We start from the raw sequence: 17,233 nt of genomic DNA on the forward strand, positions 1-17,233 counted from the left end.
GGGGTTCGGCCCAACCGCCTAGCTCAGACGCAGCGGCGCCGGGCTCCACAGGCCGCCGCGTTGCACCGTGCCGAGGTCCAGCCGCGCGGGTTCGGCGTCGGGGTAGAACGGCACCAGCCGCTGCAGCGCACCCCAATCGCGGAACCAGTCGTCCTTCAGGTAGGTCGGCACACTGACCGGCCGCAGCAGCAGCTCGGTGATGCCGAGCGGGCCGCCGCCGAGGTAGTCCATCACCGGCGAGTTGGCTTCGGCGCCGAACCGGTCGGGCAGGATCCGCCACTTCGGCACCTCGATGACGCCGTTGCGGTGGCCGAACGGCCGCTGGCACGGGAATGCCAGCCCGACCAGCCAGTCCAGCAGCACCGGGTCGGAGGATCCGACGACGTCCTGCAGGGTGCGCAACTCGGGGATCCGCGGCGGCGTGATCGCGATCCAGTGCTCGGGGTTGAGGTCGTCGTCGCTGGCGACCAGCCGGATGCGGGTGGCCTCGGCAGGGATCGACGACAGCGGAACGCGCAGGTTGCGCCACGCCGGGGACGCCCCGACGTCGCCGAGGCTGATGTCGCCCGCCGGTTCACCGTCGGTGCCGGCCCACTGGACGAGCACCTCGCCGCTGTCGAAGCGCCCGGCGGCGGCGACCACGAGCAGCGCGTCGGACGGGTCCTCCTCGTTCCAGCCCGCGGGAAGCTGGTACCACGCCGAGCGCAGGAACGCCGGTTGCTGGATGGTGCTGCTCCAACTGCCCATCACGGGGACACGGGCCGGGTCCAGCCCGAACGGCAGCCGAGCCCTGGAGCCGTTGATGCCGGCCCGGGCGGTCGTACCGCCCTCGGTGCCGGGTTCGCTGCCGCTGGCGGCGTCGCTGTCGGAGTCGGCGAAGTTGTCCGACCCCGGCTGGTCCATCACCGGGTCGGCGGACAGGTCCGACGGGATGCCGTTGGGGCTGAAGCCTTCCGCGGTCGTGTCGCCGAGCGCCTCGCCGGCGGGGACACCGTCGGCCGGTGTCAGGACACCGGCGTTGACGTCCTGCTCGACGAGGACGTCCTCGGCGAGGCCGCACGTCTTGCCGGTCAGGGCCTGCAGGTTGGAGCGGCCGACCGTCCAGGCCGGGTACTGACCCAGCATCGCCGTGGTCAGCGACACCACCTCGAAGGTCACCAGCGCCCAGGTGGCGACGGCCAGCGGTGCCCGGGTGACGCGTTTCCAGATCGGTGCAGTGCCCGGCGCGGGTGGCTTGTCGCGGCCGGTGAAGTGCAGCCACGCCGCGATCAGCAGCGCCAGCAGCGAGGCGCCGAGCAGCATCGTGGTGAAGCCGAACTTCCATTCCGGGAACGAGTTCGACCACGGCACCCCGAAGTTGGAGACGTACCACCAGCCGTTGACCGTCGCGAACGACAGCGCGGTGATGAACAGCACCGCGGCGGCGAAGATCGCGCGGTTGCGCGGTGAGCGCATCGCGGCGGCCGAGATCGCGACCGCGGCCAGTGCGCCGAGGCAGCCGGCCAGCCCGGCGAACACCCCGAAGTGGTGGGTCCATTTGGTGGGCGTGAACATCATGGCCAGGATCGAGATCACGGTGATGCCGATGATGCGCTGGCTCGGTCCGGCCGCGGTCCCGGGGATCCGGCCCTTGCGCAGCGTCATCGCGACGGAGACCACCAGCGCCAACAGCAGCGTGAGGACCGCGAAGCGGCGTGCCACAGACCCGTCGGGACTGGTGGTGAACAGCCGCGAGTAGCGGATGTGCTCGTCGAACCAGGCCAGGCTGGGACCGACGGCGGACTTGAAGCTGGTGGCCTGCAGTTCGGCGGCCAGGGTCTGGTCGCGGAAGATCAGGAAGATGGTCACGGTGCCCGCGGCGGCGATCGGTGCCAGCAGCGCCCAGTAGCCGAAGCGTGAGACATGGGCGGCCACAATGGTTTTCAGCGGTCCGATGGCGACCAGCAGGGCGCCGACGGCCGCGATGCCGGTCGGCCCGGAGAACAGGGTCAGCGCGCCGATGATGATCGCGATGGCGACCGGCAGCAGCCGGCTGGTCGCGACGCCGCGCTCCACCGAGCACCAGGTGAGCAGGATGCCGAGGGCGATGATCGGTTCCGGGCGCAGCCCGTTGTTCAGCGGCAGCCAGAACGCCAGGAACAGCCCGGCTGCGGTCCATGCGGCGGCGCGGCTGTGTTTGACGGCGGTGCCGAGGCGCGGGATCACTTCGCGGCTGATCACCCACCAGCAGGCCAGCGCCATCAGCAGGGTCGGCAGCCGCATCCATACGCTGGCGGTGCTGACGTGCGACCACAGTGCGAGCAGGTCGTAGTACCAGCCGACCGGGGCCTCGGGCGTGCCGAACCAGCGGTAGTAGTTGGCCATGTACCCGGCGTTCTCGGAGACCCGGGCCATGGTCAGGATGTAGCCGTCGTCGGCGGTGTTGGCGCCGACGAAGTGCCACCACACCAGAACCGCGGTGACCAGGCCGTCGAGCGGGGACATCGACCACCACCGCGGCGGCAGGAAGCGTTTGTGCCGGCGGCCGTCGGCGCAGTCGAGCACGTGCAGCGCCCCGAGCGCGACGACGGTCATCGCGACACCGACGATCATCGCGAGCAGTTTCAGCAGGGTCGGTGACGAGCTGTAGCGGGTGTCGATGGTGGCCGAGAACTCCAGGCCGGGCGGGGCCGGGCCGGACAGGTCGGTGAAGACGCCGACGATCTGGGGCCGGAAGTCGTAGCCGCCCCGCTCACCGCGCCGCGGTTGGAGGGACTCCGGTTCGGTGGGGCTCGCTGCGTCCGGTTCGGCGGACAGCCCGACGAACTCGCCGGTCACCTTGTCCGCGTGCGCGGTGATGCGCAGTTCGCGGCACTGCGGGCCGAGCACCTGGTCCAGCGGCGCGCTGACCACCGGGGTGTTGCGCACGATCACCAGCAGGTCGTTGTTGACCCGTTCGATCAGCAGGCCGCGGTCGACGGCCTTGGGGGCCTGCTTGGGCACGGTGGACAGCAGTACGGTGCGCCCGGGCCGGTCCAGGCCGGCGGCGGCGCTGCACGGGATGGTGATGTCGAGATCGGTGGCCACATAGCCGATCAGTGGTGCGTCGACGCTGTTCAGCACGCCGTCCTGCGGCCAGTTCAGTTGTGCGGTGGTCTGGTCGACCGGCAGCAACGGGGTTGCCACAGCGAGCACCGTGCCGAGCAGCCCCGCGATGATCGCGATGAGGCGCGCGGTGCGGTGGTTGCTACCTGCGGACGGCGTCGGCTCCGCCGACCGAGGCTGTGGCACCACGGGGCTAGATGGTAATTGGCTTGCGGATGGCCAGTACGAACGGCCCGACGGTGGACACGTCGAACCGTGGGTCGTCGAACAGCGCGTCGTCGAGTGCGACGTGGTAGCGCCGGACGTTCGGCTGGTTCGGGTAGACGTCCTCGGCCAGCCGCAGCGTGTAGGTGTCGTTGGCGCCGCGGCGCATCAGGAACACCGCAGGCGGCTCCCACGGCATCGTGTCGAGCGCGTCGACGAACTGGTCGGCGTCGGTGAGCATCGCCCAGCTCTCGATCGCGCGGGCGCGCTGCTCGAACTCCGCGAGCGGGTTCGCGTAATGCGAGGTCAGGCCCTGGAAACCGTAGTACGGGTAGTACGACAGGAAGCTGTAGTCCGCGGTCAGCACCACCGTCTCGTTGCGGGGGCGGTCGGTGATCTCCTGGATGCGGGCGTCGACCTCGCGGTAGTACTGCTCGGCGCCGGGCGGGCGGCGGTCGGCGCGTTCGCCGTAGCCGTCGGTGTCGGTGTAGGCGACGACGATGTCGGGGCGCAGCACGTCGGGGATGTCCTGGGCGAAGGTCAGTGCGCCGAGTGTGCCGATGGCGGTCGCCGCGGCGACCACCCGCGGCGCGTTCTCGGCCCTCACCCGGGCCGCGACCGTGCGGGTCACCTCGATGAAGCCGAATGCGCCCGCGGCGGCCAGCAGGATCGTCAGCGTGGGCTGCAGCCGGAACGACAGCAGCGTGGTGCCCAGCAGTGTCGTCAGCATCGACAGCAGCGACCACGCGTACACCGCGAGGACGGCGACCGTCAGCGCGCCGGCCCGCGTCGAACTGCGCGCGCGTACCACCAGCCACACGGTGCCGAGCATGCACAGCGCGCCGAGCAGGGTGAACTGCAGCATCGGGAAGGACAGCTCGGCGCCGTCCTTGGGCAGGTAGTGCTGGGCGGTGCCGGACTCGGCGGGGGTGCCCCGGGCGGCCGCGAGCAGGTACGGACCCCAGGTGAGCAGCATGATCAGGCCGGAAACGACTGCGATCGCGGCGACGCGCAGCAGCGGATCCCAGCGTCTGCGGGCGGCGGCCAGCAGCACGGCCATGATCGCGATGGTGAACGCGGCGTAGGCGAACAGCAGCGTGTAGAACAGGCCCGCGACGCCAAGGAAGATGCCGGTGCCGAGCACGGCCGCCCAGCCGGGGCGGCGCTCGCCACCCTTGAGACCCGACCACGCCAGCACGAACACCGGCGGCAGCAGGACGGCGATGATCGCGGCGTACGGCTCGGCCGGGGAGTAGGCCAGCGCGGCGGCCGCGGTGGCGGTGGCGACCACCAGCGCGTACTCGAAGCGGATCATCCGGGCCCACAGCACGAACGCGAGCACGATCGCGATGGTGATCGAGGCGATCGACCAGGGCTTGAACATCTCCCAGGCGGGCGTCCCGGTCAGCGCGGCGAGCCGGCCGCCGATCCAGAACCACCCGGCCGGGTAGAACGGCGGCAGCCCGATGTAGGTCATGTCGTGCAGACCCGGCGCATCGGCCAGTCGGGTCAGGTACTCGGTGCGGAACTGCTGGTCGACGGAGATGCCGAACAGGTAGAGCCGGGTCGCGCCGAGCGGCATCGCGAGCGTGACGACCGAGAACGCGGCCAGGAACAGCACCGCCCCGATCCGGGCCACGAGCTGGCGGCCCCGGCGCCACAGGATTCCGGTGGCGAGCAGGCCGATCAGGCAGCAAACCTGCCCGACGGTGGTCAGCGCGTGCAGCTGATTCGACGAGTTGTAGGCCGGCCACTCGACGCGCGAGATCGCGACGAGGCTGACCGTCGCGACGAGCGCGGCCACGACCGTCGCGACGAGCATCTGACCGAGCGTGGCCAGCGCTGCGCGCATCAGATAGGCAGCTTGCGGAAGACTGGCCGCGGGATGTGGCGCAGCACCATCATCACGAACCGGAACGCTCCCGGCGCCCAGATCAGGTCCTTGCCTTTGTTCGACGCGGTGACGGCCAGTTCGGCGACGTCCTCTTTGTCGACGGTGAACGGCGCCTCTTTGGCCCCGGTGGACTTCCAGTGCTCGATCGTCGTGGTGGTGCGGACCTGGCCGGGACGGATCACCAGCACGCGAACGCCATACTCGCGCAATGCCTCTCCGAGGCCGAGGTAGAAGCCGTCCAGCCCGGCCTTGGTGGAGCCGTAGACGAAGTTGGAGCGGCGCACCCGCTCACCGGCGGCCGAGCTCATCGCGATGATGCGGCCTGAACCCTGGGCGCGCATCTTCTCGCCGAGCAGCACGCCGACCGAAACCGCTGCGGTGTAGTTGATCCCGGCGATCTGCACGGCCTTGCGCTGGTTCTGCCAGAGCTCCTCGGCGTCGCCGAGCAGGCCGAACGCGACGACGGCGACGTCGACGTCACCGTCGGCGAACGCGGCGTCGATCACCTTCGGGTGGTTCTCGGTGTCGAGCGCGTCGAAGTCCAGCCACTCGACGGACTTGGCGCCGGCAGCGGTGATCTGCGCGAGCGCGGCGTCCTTGCGGGGGTGGTTGGGCAGATCGGCGAGGATCACCCGGGCCTTCGCGTTGCGCAGGTAGCGCTCGGCGATCGCGAGAGCGATCTCCGAGGTGCCGCCGAGAAGCAGGATCGCCTGGGGGTTGCCGGTGGCGTCAAAGACCATCTAGAGGAGCTCCAGTCGTCGGGCCATGTCGGAGGCGAACACCCCGTCGGGATCGACGTTGCGGCGCAACGCGATCCATTCGTCGATCCGGGGATACATGGCGTGGAAGGTTTCCGCGGTGGTGCGCGAGTCCTTGGCGGTATAGAGGCGTCCGCCGAACTCGAGCACCCGTTTGTCGAGACCGTTGAGGAATTCGTTCAGACCGGCGGTGATCGGGAAGTCGACGCAGACGTTCCAGCCCTTCATCGGAAAGCTCAGCGGCGCTTGATTTCCGGGGCCGAACAATTTGAATACGTTGAGGAACGAGTAGAACCCCGAGCGTTGGATGTCGACGATGATCGCCTTGAACTCGTCGACCGCGTCGGTGGGCACCACGAACTGGTATTGGCTGAATCCGGCGGAGCCGTATGCGCGGTTCCACTCACCGAACATGTCGAGCGGGTGGTAGAACTGCGTCAGGTTCTGCACCTTGCCGCGGTAGGTGCCCGATTTGAGGTACCAGAGCTCGCCGATCGGGCCGAACGTGTACTTGTTGGCCAGTCCGTTGGGGAATACGTCGGGGAACGTCAGCAGTTGTGGCGCATCGAATTTCAGCGGATTCTTTTGCAGCTTCTTCGGGAGCTGGTCGAGGGTGGCCAGCGATCCTCGCGAGATCGCGGCGCGGCCGAGCTTCGGTGGCGCGCTGATCGCGTCGAACCATGCGCTGGAGTAGGTGTAGTTGTCCTCGGTGCCGTCGCTGTGGAACGCGATGGTCTCGTCGAGGGTTCTGGTGACGTCGCCGTCGGCGATGAAATAGGCGGTCTCGGTGGGCGTCATCTCGATGGTGGCGCGCAGGATGATGCCGGTGAGTCCGTTGCCGCCGACGGTCGCCCAGAACAATGCGCTGTCGTCGCCGTCGGGGGTCACGGTGCGGATCCGGCCGTCGGCGGTGAGCAGGTCCATCGAGCGGACGTGGTTGCCGAAGCTCCCCGCGCTGTGATGGTTCTTGCCGTGGATGTCGCAGGCGATGGCGCCGCCGACGGTGACCTGGCGGGTACCGGGCAGCACAGGGACCCACAGTCCCAGCGGGAGTGCGGCGCGCATCAGCTGGTCGAGGTTGACGCCGGCATCCACGTCGACGAGGCAACTGTCGGCGTCCATCGAGTGGATGCGATCGAGCGCGTTCATGTCGACGACGAGACCGCCACCGTTCTGGGCGTTGTCGCCGTAGGAGCGGCCGAGGCCGCGCGCGATCACCCCGCGGCGGGATCCCTTCGGGGCCTCGGCGACCTGCGTGACGGCCTTGGCGATCACCTCGGGATCCGGCGTGGACAGCACCTGCGCGACGGACGGGGCGGTGCGGCCCCACCCGGTCAGCCGCTGGGCGGTGGTCGGAAACTCGGTGCTCAACATCGTCACAGAGGGTACCGCCTGCAGCCGGTGGTCAGCGGAGCCGGAATATCACCGCGCGCTGGACGATGAAGTTGATCACGGTCGCGGTGCCCTGCGCGATCACGAATGCGACCGGCACCCGCCAGGGCTTTTCGTCGAACTCCATGTAGAAGAAGTAGTTGATGCCGACCTGTACGGCGTAGGTCAGGGCGTACAGCACGCACACCGCGATGAAGCGGGCTTTGCTCGGGGGCGCCTGGAACGTCCAGCGCCGGTTGATCAGGTACGCGGTGGTGGTGCCCGCGATGAAGCTGAGTGTCTTGGCGATGTTGACGTGCAAGCCGGCGGCCAGCATCAGCACGTACAACCCGAAGTCGACGATCGCCGACAGTCCGCCGGTCACGAGAAACCGCCAGATCTGTGTCGTCAGGCTCAGCTGAGGTGACATCGGAGGCTCGGCCACCCGCGCAGCTTACGGGTTCAGAACGGCGGCGGGTCATCGCCGTAGTCCGGGTGGATTTCGGCGTTGCGTCGGCGCTCGGTGGTGATGTAAGCGGCGCGGCTCTGTGCGCGCGTGCGTGTCCGGCGCGGCATCATGGCCTCGCGGTTGTCGCTCATCGGCATTTGAGGTGGGTCGCCGGTCCAGAGGGTGCCGGTCGGTTTACACAGGGCCGGGAACAGCAGTCGGCTGCCGGGGTGGGTGGTGTAGGTGTGTCCGGTTGGTGAGGTCCACACGATGGTGCCGTCGGGGTGTTGGCGGTCTTTCCAGCCGCCGGGCCCGGTCCAGAACGTTTTCAGCAGGTGGTGAAAACGGCATAGTGCCTTCAGGTTTGAGGCGTGGGTGGGCCCGACCGGGTGTGGCACGGTGTGGTCGATGTCGGCGGTGGTGGCGGGTTTGTCGCAGCCGGGGAAGCGACAGGTCAGGTCGCGGCAGCGAACGAACTCGGCGAGGGCGGCTGAGGGGGTGTAGCGCGGCTCCGGCCCAGCCGCTCCGGGGTGGATGATTTCGCGGATCTTGGCGCTGTTGAGCATGGTGTCGAAGAACGGGGCGGGCAGGAACCCGGACCCGAAGACATAGCCCGACCGGCCCGGGAGCAGGACGGGGGCGCTGCGCCGCGGCTTGGGCTGGGTGGGCGCGGTGTCGCTGCCGGGACGGCCGTCAGCCGAGGGGTCGCGGTCCTCGCTCTCCCGTGACACCTCGACCGGGGTGGCCTCCTCGGCGGGCGCGTCGCTCCCGGTCTCGACGGTGTCGTGGCGCGGTTCGGCGCGCGGCTGGTCGCCTTGAGCCGCCGCGGGTTCGGTGTTTGTGGTGGTGTGGTCGGTGAGGGCGTAGACGATGACTTCGGGGACGGGCCGGGGGTTGACGGCGGCCTCGCACTCGGTGTTGCCGCAGCGACAGGCCAGGCTGGTGATGCCGTGCAACAGCGCGGCCCAGGCGTCCTTGCGGCGCTGGTCGAGGGTGCGCGGGTCGGCGTCACAGACGCTGTAGGCCATTGCGGTCAGGGTGCGCCAGCCGGCGGCGGCGTCGCCGTCGAAGACCCGCGACCAGATGGTGGTGAACCCGGGCGCGTCGGTGGGGGCACCGAATTCCAGGGCCGGCCCGATCTCGGCGTCGCGGGATTTGCGTACCGCGTCCGGGTCGTGGCGTTCGACGATCTCGTCGATGTGGGCTTGGGTGGCTTTCACCGACAACGGCCCCCACCCGGTGACCGCCTCGGCGAGTTCGGCATCGACGGCGGCGATCAGGGCCGGGTCGGTGATCAGGTCGGTGCGGGTGATGATCGCGCGCACCAGCATCTCGCCGATCGTCCCGGCCAAAAACAACGCCCCCACCCGCGGCAGCCGGTCCCGGAGTACGACGGCGCGGTAGGTCTGGTGCAGCGCCAAGCTTTGGGTGATCCGATACGCCGCGGCGATCTCGGCGGTCACCGCGGCCTGCGGGTCCACCCACCAGTACAGCCGCTCCTCCGGGGCGAGGTCGACCCGGCGGCCGAACAGTTCGGCCATCACCGCCAACTTGCGCGCGCACACCGCATTCTCGGCCCGGCTCGCTGCCCGGGCGGCGTCGATCAGCTCGGCATCCGAGAGCCCGGCAAGACTCTCGGGCTCGGCCACCGATACTTCGAACATGTGTGCGATATTACCGGGGCGGGGTGACATCTCAGGACCCGAAAACCCCGGTAGGGGATCGATTCGGATGTGTGGATAACCCCGCCGTGTGCCCGGGCCGTCAACCTCGCGTAGCGATTACTCCGCTCGCGCCAGGCGGATCAACGGGATCGTCCGGTTTCCGGACCGCACCTCGTAATCGCTGTAGCCCGCGTACATGTCGAGGGCTTTGTCCCATGCCGCCGAACGTTCAGCGGGATCGGTGATCTCACTGGCGATATACGTTCCGCTGCGCTTGCCTGCCAGCACCTCGACGCGAGGGTTCGCTGTCAGGTTGTGGTACCACGCCGGATTGCCGGGGCGCCCGTAGTTCGACGCGATCAGGATCAGCGAGTCACCGTCGACCGCATAAACCAGCGGTAGCTGCCGGCGCAAACCCGATTTCGCCCCCGTCGTCGTCAAGAGCAGGACGGGAAGCGGGTAGACGCTGCTGATCCTGCCTCCGGTGAGTTTCAGTAGCGGTGGATCGAGCTTCGGTGCGACGCGGGTGGCGAACCACATACCGGTACGCGTGCGGCCGAATTGGCCGAGTGCTCGGCGATACACATCCAGCGGACCCATGGCAGGACGCTACAACCCGCTGGCGCGCAGCACATCGCATAGCGCGGAAACCGCCGCGGCGAAGCCATGTTCGGCAGGCGCCGCGAAGCCGATGACCAGCCCGTCACGGTGCGGAACGTCGGGTGCGGCGTGCGGATGACGCATGATCGACAAGCCGACCAGCGTGATGCCGGCCTCTCCGCACCGGTGCATCACCTCGGGTTCGGCGCCGTCGGGCAGCGTCACCAACAGGTTGAGCCCGGCATCCAACCCGCCCACCTCGACCTGGAACCGGGACAGCGCGGAGACGAGCGCGTCGCGCCGGCACCGATAGCGGCCGCGCATCCGGCGAATGTGACGGTCGTAGTGTCCGCCGGTGATGAAGTCGGCCAGCGTCAGCTGGGTGATCGCGTCGACGTAGAACTGTTGCCCGCCAGCGGTTTCCACGACAGGATCCACCAGCTCGTCCGGGAGCGCCATCCAGCCCAGCCGCAGCACCTGGGCCAGGCTCTTGCTCGTCGAACCCAGATACGCGACGCGTTCCGGTCGCAGCGCCTGCAGTGCTCCCACCGGCTGGCGGTCGAAGCGGAACTCGCCGTCGTAGTCGTCGTCGAATACGAAACCCCCGGTGCGGTCGGCCCATTCGACCGCCGCCATCCGGCGCGCCGGGTCCAGCGGCACGCCCAGCGGGTTGTGGTGCGCCGGTGTCAGGAGCGCCGACGTCGCAGCGCTGGAGTCCAGTTCGGCGACGACGGCGCCTTTGTCGTCGATGCCGATCGGCACCGTGTCGACCCCGCACGCCGCGATCACGTCGCGGAAGATGAACAGGCCGTACGCTTCCACGGCGATCGGGCCACCCAGTGTGCGCGCCAGTAGTTCGACGGCATGGCGCACGCCGGCGCAGATCACGATGGAGTCCGGGGAGGCGCGCACCCCACGTGCGCGGGCGAGGTATTCAGCCAGCGCAGAACGCAATTCGGGTCGTCCCCGCGGATCTCCCATGCGGAAGGCCTCAGTCGGTGCCGCGGTCAGTGCCCGGCGGGTCGACGCCGCCCACTGGGTCCGCGGGAACTCGGAGACGTCGGGCGTGCCGGGCATCAGGTTGTGGACCGGAGCGACCCGGGCGCCGTGCGGGCGCGGCGGAACCGGGCTCACCGGCGCGGACACGTGGGCAGTGTCGACTACCCACGTTCCCGCACCTTGCTTGGAGGCCAGCCAGCCTTCGGCCACCAGCTCGGCATAGGCGTCGGCGACGGTGTTACGGGCCAGGCCCAGGTCCGCGGCCAGCGTGCGCGATGGCGGCAGCCTGGTGCCCGCCGCCAACCGGCCGGACCGGACGGCGTCGCGCAACGCCGCGATCAACGCGTCCTTGGCGCCTCGGGCACCCGGCCGCAACGCCTCGCGCAGATCCAGGTGCAGATCACGCGAACCAGAATTGGACCATGAAGTCATGGCATAATTGAACCATCATTGTGGGTCAATGCGTCCTAGTGTCGAAGACATGACCCTCACACTCAGCACCCAGTCCCGACTGAAGATCTACAAGTCCTCGCCAGAGCTGTACGACGCGATGATGGCGCTGTCCACGGCATCGTCGAAGGACGTGGACCCAAAACTGGGCGAGCTCATCAAAATCCGTGCGTCGCAGATCAACCGGTGCGCGTTCTGTCTCGACATGCACACCCGTGACGCCCGCAAGATCGGCGTCAGCGAGCAGAAGCTGGATGTCCTTGCCGCGTGGTCGGAAGCCGGCGACCTGTTCGACGAGACCGAACGTGCCGCCCTCGCGCTGACCGAGGCGATCACCGTCCTCGGCCCGCACGGCGTCCCCGACGACGTCTACGAGGACGCCGCGGCCGCGTTCTCCGACCGCGAACTCGGCCAGGTCATCGCGCTGGCCGTCACCATCAACGCGTGGAACCGCATCAACGCGGCCGTGCACACCGCCCCGCCGCGCCGCTGATTCGAAGCCCGGGAAGTGTCTTTGGACCCTATGGGACGTCGGTGCCGGCGATGAGCATAGGAGCCATGGACGTCAAGACCTCAACCGATGCCCCGGTCACCGTGCTGTCGGACAGCGAGAGCTGGGATCTGCTGGGCAGCGTGTCGCTGGGCCGGCTCGTCACCACGGTCAACGGCTGGACCGAGATTTTCCCGGTGAACTTCGTCGTGCAGAAGAACACCGTGCTGTTCCGGACCGCCGAGGGCACGAAACTGCTGACCACCGCGCTCAACGAGTACGTCGTGTTCGAGGCCGACGACCACAACGTCGCCGAAGGCTGGAGCGTGGTGGTGCGCGGCAAGGCGAAGCTGCTGGCCACCTCGACCGAGATCGCCGAGGCACGGCGTGCAGCGCTCTACCCGTGGATCGCCACCCAGAAGGAACGCTTCGTGCGGATCACGCCGCAGACGGTGACGGGCCGTCGCTTCATCTTCGGCCCCGAACCCGACGTCACCGGACTGTCGAGCTGAGCGTCACACCCAGTATGCGACGCGGGCGCGGTACTGGCGCATGGCCAGTGCCGCGAAGCCCCAGCCGACCACGGTGAGCACCAGCACCACGATCCAGTGCCGCAGTTCCTGCTCGGCGCCCAGCAGCGGGGCGCGGACGATGTCGAGGTAGTGCAGCAGCGGGTTGAGTTCGACGATCTTGGCCCAGCCGCCCGCGCCCTGGGCCTGCAGGGTCGACTCGTTCCAGATGATCGGCGTCATGAAGAACAACAGCTGCACGAGGCTGCCCAGCAGCGGGCTGATGTCGCGGTAGCGGGTGGCCAGGATGCCGAAACACAGTGCCACCCAGACACAGTTGAGTGCCAGCAGCATCAGCGCGGGGATCACCGAGAGGTCCGTCCAGCTCCACGGTTTCGGATAGATGATCGCGATGATCACGAAGATGATGATGTTGTGCGCGAACAGCAGCATCTGCCGCCACACCAACCGGTACACGTGCACCGACAGCGGTGTCGGAAGCTGTTTGATCAGACCCTCGTTGGCGACGAACACGTCGGCGCCCTCGAGGATCGACGCGTTGATCAGGTTCCAGACGATCAGGCCCAGCGTGACGTACGGAAGGTGCTCGGAGAGTTCGAGTTTGAACAGCATCGAGTACAGCCCGCCCATCGCGACGGCCGTCGTGCCGGTTGCGATGGTGATCCAGAACGGGCCGAGCACCGACCGCCGGTAGCGCTGCTTGATGTCCTGCCAGCCCAGGTGCAGCCACAGCTCGCGCTTGCCGAAGCCCGCCACCAGGTCGCCCCACGCCCGCGCGAACGTCCTGGACTGCGCGGCGGCATCCATGATCGTCATCGTCCAAACCTTTCGCGCCTACCCAAGCGGCGCAAGCGAATCCACTCGCGCAGGCCGGCGGGGTCTCGCCGGGAGATCAGAAAGTACCAGCTGTAGCGCAGCCACTCCTGCAGCAGCAGCTTGCGCATACCGGGCTGCGCCTGCAGGTAGCCGCGGTTGCGGTAGGTGAAGTAGCGCTTCGTGTCGTTGTCCGGGTACTGGGCGTGCATCTTGCCGCCGAGAATCGGCTTGAACTCGTCGCCGCCCTGCGGATGCAGGTACACCGCTTTCAGGCAGGTGCCGAAGGGCAGCCCAGAGCGCTGCAGCCGCCGATGCAGTTCGGTCTCGTCGCCGCGGAAGAACAGCCGCAGGTCCGGTACACCGACGGCTTCGAGCGTCTCGGCACGAAACAGCGCGCCGTTGAACAGATGTGAGATCCCCGGCATCAGGTCCGGCAGGCTCGCCTCCACCCGGAGCTCGCTGACGTACCGCCGCCACGACAGCCCACGCCGCAGCGGGAACGCGAGCTTGTCCGGGTTGTCGAGATCGCAGATCATCGGCGAAACCTCGGCCAGGCCGTACCGTTCGGCGCAGTCCAGCAGCGTGGCCAGCACGTCCGAATCCGCCGGACGGCCGTCGTCGTCGGCCAGCCACACCCAGTCGGCGCCCAGGCTCAACGCGTGCAGCATTCCGAGCGCGAATCCGCCCGCCCCGCCGAGGTTCCGGAGGGACCCCAGATACGTCGTCGGCACCGGTTGGCCGGTGACGAGATCGCGCACCCGGTCGTCGTGGTCGTTGTCGACGACGATCAGGTGGTCGGGGCGGCGGCTCTGCGCGCACACCGCGTCCAGGGATTTCGCGAGCTCGTCGGGCCTGCGGTGGGTGACGACGACCGCGACGATCGTCTCCGTCATGCGGGCCGGTTCTCCCGTTTGTTCTCTTCGAGCACCTCACGCACATGCCGAGCGGCGTCCTCGCCCTCGTACGCGCGCACGACGTCCTCGATCTCGCCCTGCATCCTGATGGTGCCGTGGTCGATCCACATCGCCGTGTCGCACAGCCGGGCGAGGAACTCGTTGGAGTGGCTCGCGAACACCAGGATCCCCGAGCGTGCCACCAGATCGGACAGCCGCGACTGGGCCTTCTTCAGGAACTCCGCGTCGACCGCGCCGATGCCCTCGTCGAGCAGCAGGATCTCCGGGTCGATGCTGGTGACCACGCCCATGGCCAGGCGCACCCGCATACCGGTGGAGTAGGTGCGCAGCGGCATGTTCAGGTAGTCGCCGAGCTCGGTGAACTCCGCGATCTCGTCGACCTTGGCCATCATCTGTTTGCGGGTCTGGCCGAGGAACAGGCCGCGGATGATGATGTTCTCGAAGCCGGAGATCTCCGGGTCCATCCCGACCCCGAGGTCGAAGACGGGGGCGACGCGCCCGCGCACCGACGCCACCCCGCGCGTGGGCTCGTAGATGCCCGACAGCAGCCGCAGCAGCGTCGACTTGCCCGCGCCGTTGTGCCCGACCAGGCCGACCCGGTCACCGAGCTTCAGCGACAGCGTGATGTCGCGTAGCGCCTCGATGACCACCACGTTGGAATCGTTGCGCCCGATCGCCCCGCCCGCCTTGCCCAGGAAGGCCTTCTTCAGGGAGCGCGTCTTGGCGTCGAAGATCGGGAACTCGACCCACGCGTTGCGAGTCTCGATACAGGGTTCGTCGGGACTGGTCACGCGGCTCTCACAGGTACTGGCCGGTGCCGTGTCCCTGACCGCCGCGCTGGTTGGGGATCACCACACCGGGCGGCAGCGCGCCCTGACGCATCTGTTCCAGCTGCTGGCGCGCGGCCATCTGCTGGGCGAACAGCGCGGTCTGGATGCCGTGGAACAGGCCCTCCAGCCAGCCGACGAGCTGGGCCTGCGCGATCCGCAGCTCGGCGTCCGACGGCAGGGACTCGTCGGTGAACGGCAGCGTCAACCGCTCCAGCTCGTCGCGCAGCTCGGGCGCCAGACCCTCCTCGAGCTCCTGGATGCTGGTGCGGTGGATGTCGCGGAGCCGGCCGCGGCTGGCCTCGTCGAGCGGAGCGGCGCGGACCTCCTCGAGCAGCTGCTTGATCATCGTGCCGATCCGCATGACCTTGGCGGGCTGCTCGACGAGCTCGGTCAACGACTTGCTGTCGGCGTCCCGCTCGGACTCGAGCTCGCCGTCACCGATCACCTCGATGTTGTCGTCATCGGAATTGGTAGCCATGTCCTTAAGAGTGCCCCAGCTTTTCTGACCCGTTGCGTCCGGGCACCAGGTCGGCGGCGGACGCGGCGTCACCCGCTCCGTAGATCATCTCCCACCGTCGCGATTTGTCCAGCGAAGCGGGCCCGCCGAACGATGTCCAGGACGGCCGGTCGAGTGTCCCAGAGCTGAGACGAACGCCACAGCCGAGCGCCCCGAACGCATCCAACCGAGCGTCTCCGGGCGATTTCGGCAAACCACATCGTGCTGCGACAAAGGGCTCGTCGGGCGCCCGCTGCAGCGTCCGCGACCAGCGAATTCGTCTGGCGGGCGGACGGTTTGCCGGTCAGCGCACCAGCAACGGGGCTTCAACTGACCCTCCGTGCTTGTCGGTGACTCGACTAGTATGGCTGCGCAGATGACCTGTGCTCGATCGGGCGCGGGCGGCAAATAGCGAAGTCAGGCAGAGCCGGACCGTCCACTCGGCGGCGGCACGGCTAATTTCACAAGACGCACGAAGGTGGGCTGGCATGGCATATGACGTCGCCCGGGTGCGTGGTTTGCATCCTTCGTTGGGCGATGGCTGGGTGCACATGGACGCCCAGAACGGCATGTTGCTTCCCGACTCGGTGGGCCGGGCGGTCTCCACCGCGTTCCGCGGCTCGATGCCCACGACGGCCAGTGCCCATCCCGCCGCGAGGCGCAGTGCCGCGGTGCTGGCCGCTGCCCGCCAAGCGGTGGCCGACCTCGTCAACGGCGATCCGGCGGGTGTGGTGCTCGGCGCCGACCGTGCGGTGCTGCTGACCTCGTTGGCCGATGCCGCATCGGGTCGCGTCGGCCTGGGCTACGAGCTGGTGGTGACCCGCCTCGACGACGAGGCCAACATCGCGCCGTGGCTGCGCGCCGCCGACCGCTTCGGTGCGAAGGTGAAGTGGGCCGAGGTCGACATCGAGACCGGTGAGCTGCCCAGCTGGCAGTGGGAGGGCCTGGTCAACCGGCCCACTCGGGTCGTCGCAATCACTTCTGCCTCAGCGACTCTGGGTACCGTCACCGAGCTGCGCGAGGTCACCAAGCTGGTGCACGAGGTCAACGGCATGGTGATCGTCGACCATTCCGCCGGGGCGCCGTACCGGCTGCTCGACATCAACGAGATCGATGCCGACGTGATCGCCGTCAACGCGCAAGCCTGGGGCGGCCCGCCGATCGGGGCGTTGGTGTTCCGCGATCCGTCGGTGATCGACAATTTCGGCTCGGTCTCGCTGAATCCGTACGCCACCGGCGCGTCCCGTCTCGAGCTCGGCTCTCACCAGTTCGGGATGCTGGCCGGTGTGGTCGCGAGCATCGAATACCTTTCCGCTCTTGATGATTCGGCTCAGGGCACGCGCAGGGAGCGGCTGGCCCTTTCGATGCGGTCGGCGACGGCCTACATGAGTGGGCTGTTCGACTACCTGCTGACGTCGCTGCGCTCGTTGCCGACGGTCACGGTGATCGGAAGCCCTGAGGTCCGGATCCCGGTGCTGAGCTTCGCGATGGAGAACGTCCCGGCCGAGCGGGTCGTGCAACGCCTGGCGGACAACGGGATTCTGGCGATCGCGAACGCGCAGTCGCGGGTGCTGGACGTGATCGGGGTCAACGACGTCGGCGGTGCGGTCACCATCGGGCTGGCGCACTACAGCACCGCGGCCGAGGTCGATCAGCTGGTGCGCGCACTCGCCTCGCTCGGCTGA

At 68.5% G+C, this 17,233-nt stretch carries 15 protein-coding genes; 3 read left to right on the forward strand and 12 right to left on the reverse strand.

The window, feature by feature from the left end:
• Window positions 1-18: 18 nt before the first annotated feature.
• From NTM_RS08695 to pdxR, 8 genes are all read right to left on the reverse strand, one after another.
• Window positions 19-3,273, reverse strand: a complete 3,255-nt coding sequence (locus NTM_RS08695) for an arabinosyltransferase domain-containing protein (protein ID WP_163766052.1) — start codon at window positions 3,271-3,273, stop codon at window positions 19-21.
• A 4-nt stretch (window positions 3,274-3,277) separates the two neighbouring features.
• Complete coding sequence (locus tag NTM_RS08700) at window positions 3,278-5,140, reverse strand: galactan 5-O-arabinofuranosyltransferase (RefSeq protein WP_163766053.1); 1,863 nt, start codon at window positions 5,138-5,140, stop codon at window positions 3,278-3,280.
• Window positions 5,140-5,922 (reverse strand): decaprenylphospho-beta-D-erythro-pentofuranosid-2-ulose 2-reductase, encoded by a 783-nt coding sequence (gene dprE2 / locus NTM_RS08705; protein ID WP_104865223.1) that lies wholly within the window; start codon window positions 5,920-5,922, stop codon window positions 5,140-5,142. The genes NTM_RS08700 and dprE2 overlap by 1 nt, the downstream gene beginning before the upstream one ends.
• Complete coding sequence (gene dprE1 / locus NTM_RS08710) at window positions 5,923-7,314, reverse strand: decaprenylphosphoryl-beta-D-ribose oxidase (RefSeq protein WP_163766054.1); 1,392 nt, start codon at window positions 7,312-7,314, stop codon at window positions 5,923-5,925. It abuts the gene before it with no gap.
• A gap of 31 nt (window positions 7,315-7,345) precedes the next feature.
• Complete coding sequence (locus tag NTM_RS08715) at window positions 7,346-7,741, reverse strand: GtrA family protein (protein ID WP_104865243.1); 396 nt, start codon at window positions 7,739-7,741, stop codon at window positions 7,346-7,348.
• A 32-nt stretch (window positions 7,742-7,773) separates the two neighbouring features.
• Window positions 7,774-9,423, reverse strand: coding sequence for an HNH endonuclease signature motif containing protein (locus tag NTM_RS08720; RefSeq protein WP_163766055.1), 1,650 nt, complete (start codon window positions 9,421-9,423; stop codon window positions 7,774-7,776).
• A 117-nt stretch (window positions 9,424-9,540) separates the two neighbouring features.
• The gene (locus NTM_RS08725; RefSeq protein WP_163766056.1) at window positions 9,541-10,023 is read right to left on the reverse strand and encodes a nitroreductase/quinone reductase family protein; all 483 of its coding nucleotides are present in this window, start codon (window positions 10,021-10,023) and stop codon (window positions 9,541-9,543) included.
• A gap of 9 nt (window positions 10,024-10,032) precedes the next feature.
• The gene (pdxR, locus tag NTM_RS08730; protein ID WP_163766057.1) at window positions 10,033-11,454 is read right to left on the reverse strand and encodes a MocR-like pyridoxine biosynthesis transcription factor PdxR; all 1,422 of its coding nucleotides are present in this window, start codon (window positions 11,452-11,454) and stop codon (window positions 10,033-10,035) included.
• Between the two features lie 49 nt (window positions 11,455-11,503).
• Between pdxR and NTM_RS08735 the strand changes: the two genes are divergently transcribed.
• Window positions 11,504-11,965, forward strand: a complete 462-nt coding sequence (locus NTM_RS08735; RefSeq protein WP_104862791.1) for a carboxymuconolactone decarboxylase family protein — start codon at window positions 11,504-11,506, stop codon at window positions 11,963-11,965.
• 65 nt (window positions 11,966-12,030) lie between these two features.
• A complete protein-coding gene (locus NTM_RS08740) occupies window positions 12,031-12,474 on the forward strand; it encodes a pyridoxamine 5'-phosphate oxidase family protein (RefSeq protein WP_163769423.1) in 444 nt (147 codons plus the stop codon).
• 3 nt (window positions 12,475-12,477) lie between these two features.
• On the opposite strand, the gene wzm is transcribed toward NTM_RS08740, so the two are convergent.
• The 4 genes from wzm to NTM_RS08760 are packed head-to-tail and all read right to left on the reverse strand — an operon-like array spanning window position 12,478 to window position 15,530.
• A complete protein-coding gene (gene wzm / locus NTM_RS08745) occupies window positions 12,478-13,308 on the reverse strand; it encodes a galactan export ABC transporter permease subunit Wzm/RfbD (protein ID WP_104862789.1) in 831 nt (276 codons plus the stop codon).
• On the reverse strand, window positions 13,305-14,201 hold the full coding sequence (gene glfT1 / locus NTM_RS08750; RefSeq protein WP_163766058.1) for a galactofuranosyltransferase GlfT1: 897 nt from the start codon (window positions 14,199-14,201) through the stop codon (window positions 13,305-13,307). Before glfT1 ends, wzm begins: the two co-directional genes overlap by 4 nt.
• Entirely contained in the window at window positions 14,198-15,013 is an 816-nt protein-coding gene (gene wzt / locus NTM_RS08755) for a galactan export ABC transporter ATP-binding subunit Wzt/RfbE (protein ID WP_104862787.1), read from the reverse strand. The genes glfT1 and wzt overlap by 4 nt, the downstream gene beginning before the upstream one ends.
• 7 nt (window positions 15,014-15,020) lie before the next feature.
• Window positions 15,021-15,530: a bacterial proteasome activator family protein gene (locus NTM_RS08760; RefSeq protein WP_104862786.1), complete on the reverse strand. Its 510-nt coding sequence runs from the start codon at window positions 15,528-15,530 to the stop codon at window positions 15,021-15,023.
• A 506-nt stretch (window positions 15,531-16,036) separates the two neighbouring features.
• Between NTM_RS08760 and NTM_RS08765 the strand changes: the two genes are divergently transcribed.
• Window positions 16,037-17,233 (forward strand): cysteine desulfurase-like protein, encoded by a 1,197-nt coding sequence (locus tag NTM_RS08765; RefSeq protein ID WP_104862785.1) that lies wholly within the window; start codon window positions 16,037-16,039, stop codon window positions 17,231-17,233.

Source organism: Mycolicibacterium parafortuitum (assembly GCF_010725485.1).
GTDB lineage: Bacteria > Actinomycetota > Actinomycetes > Mycobacteriales > Mycobacteriaceae > Mycobacterium.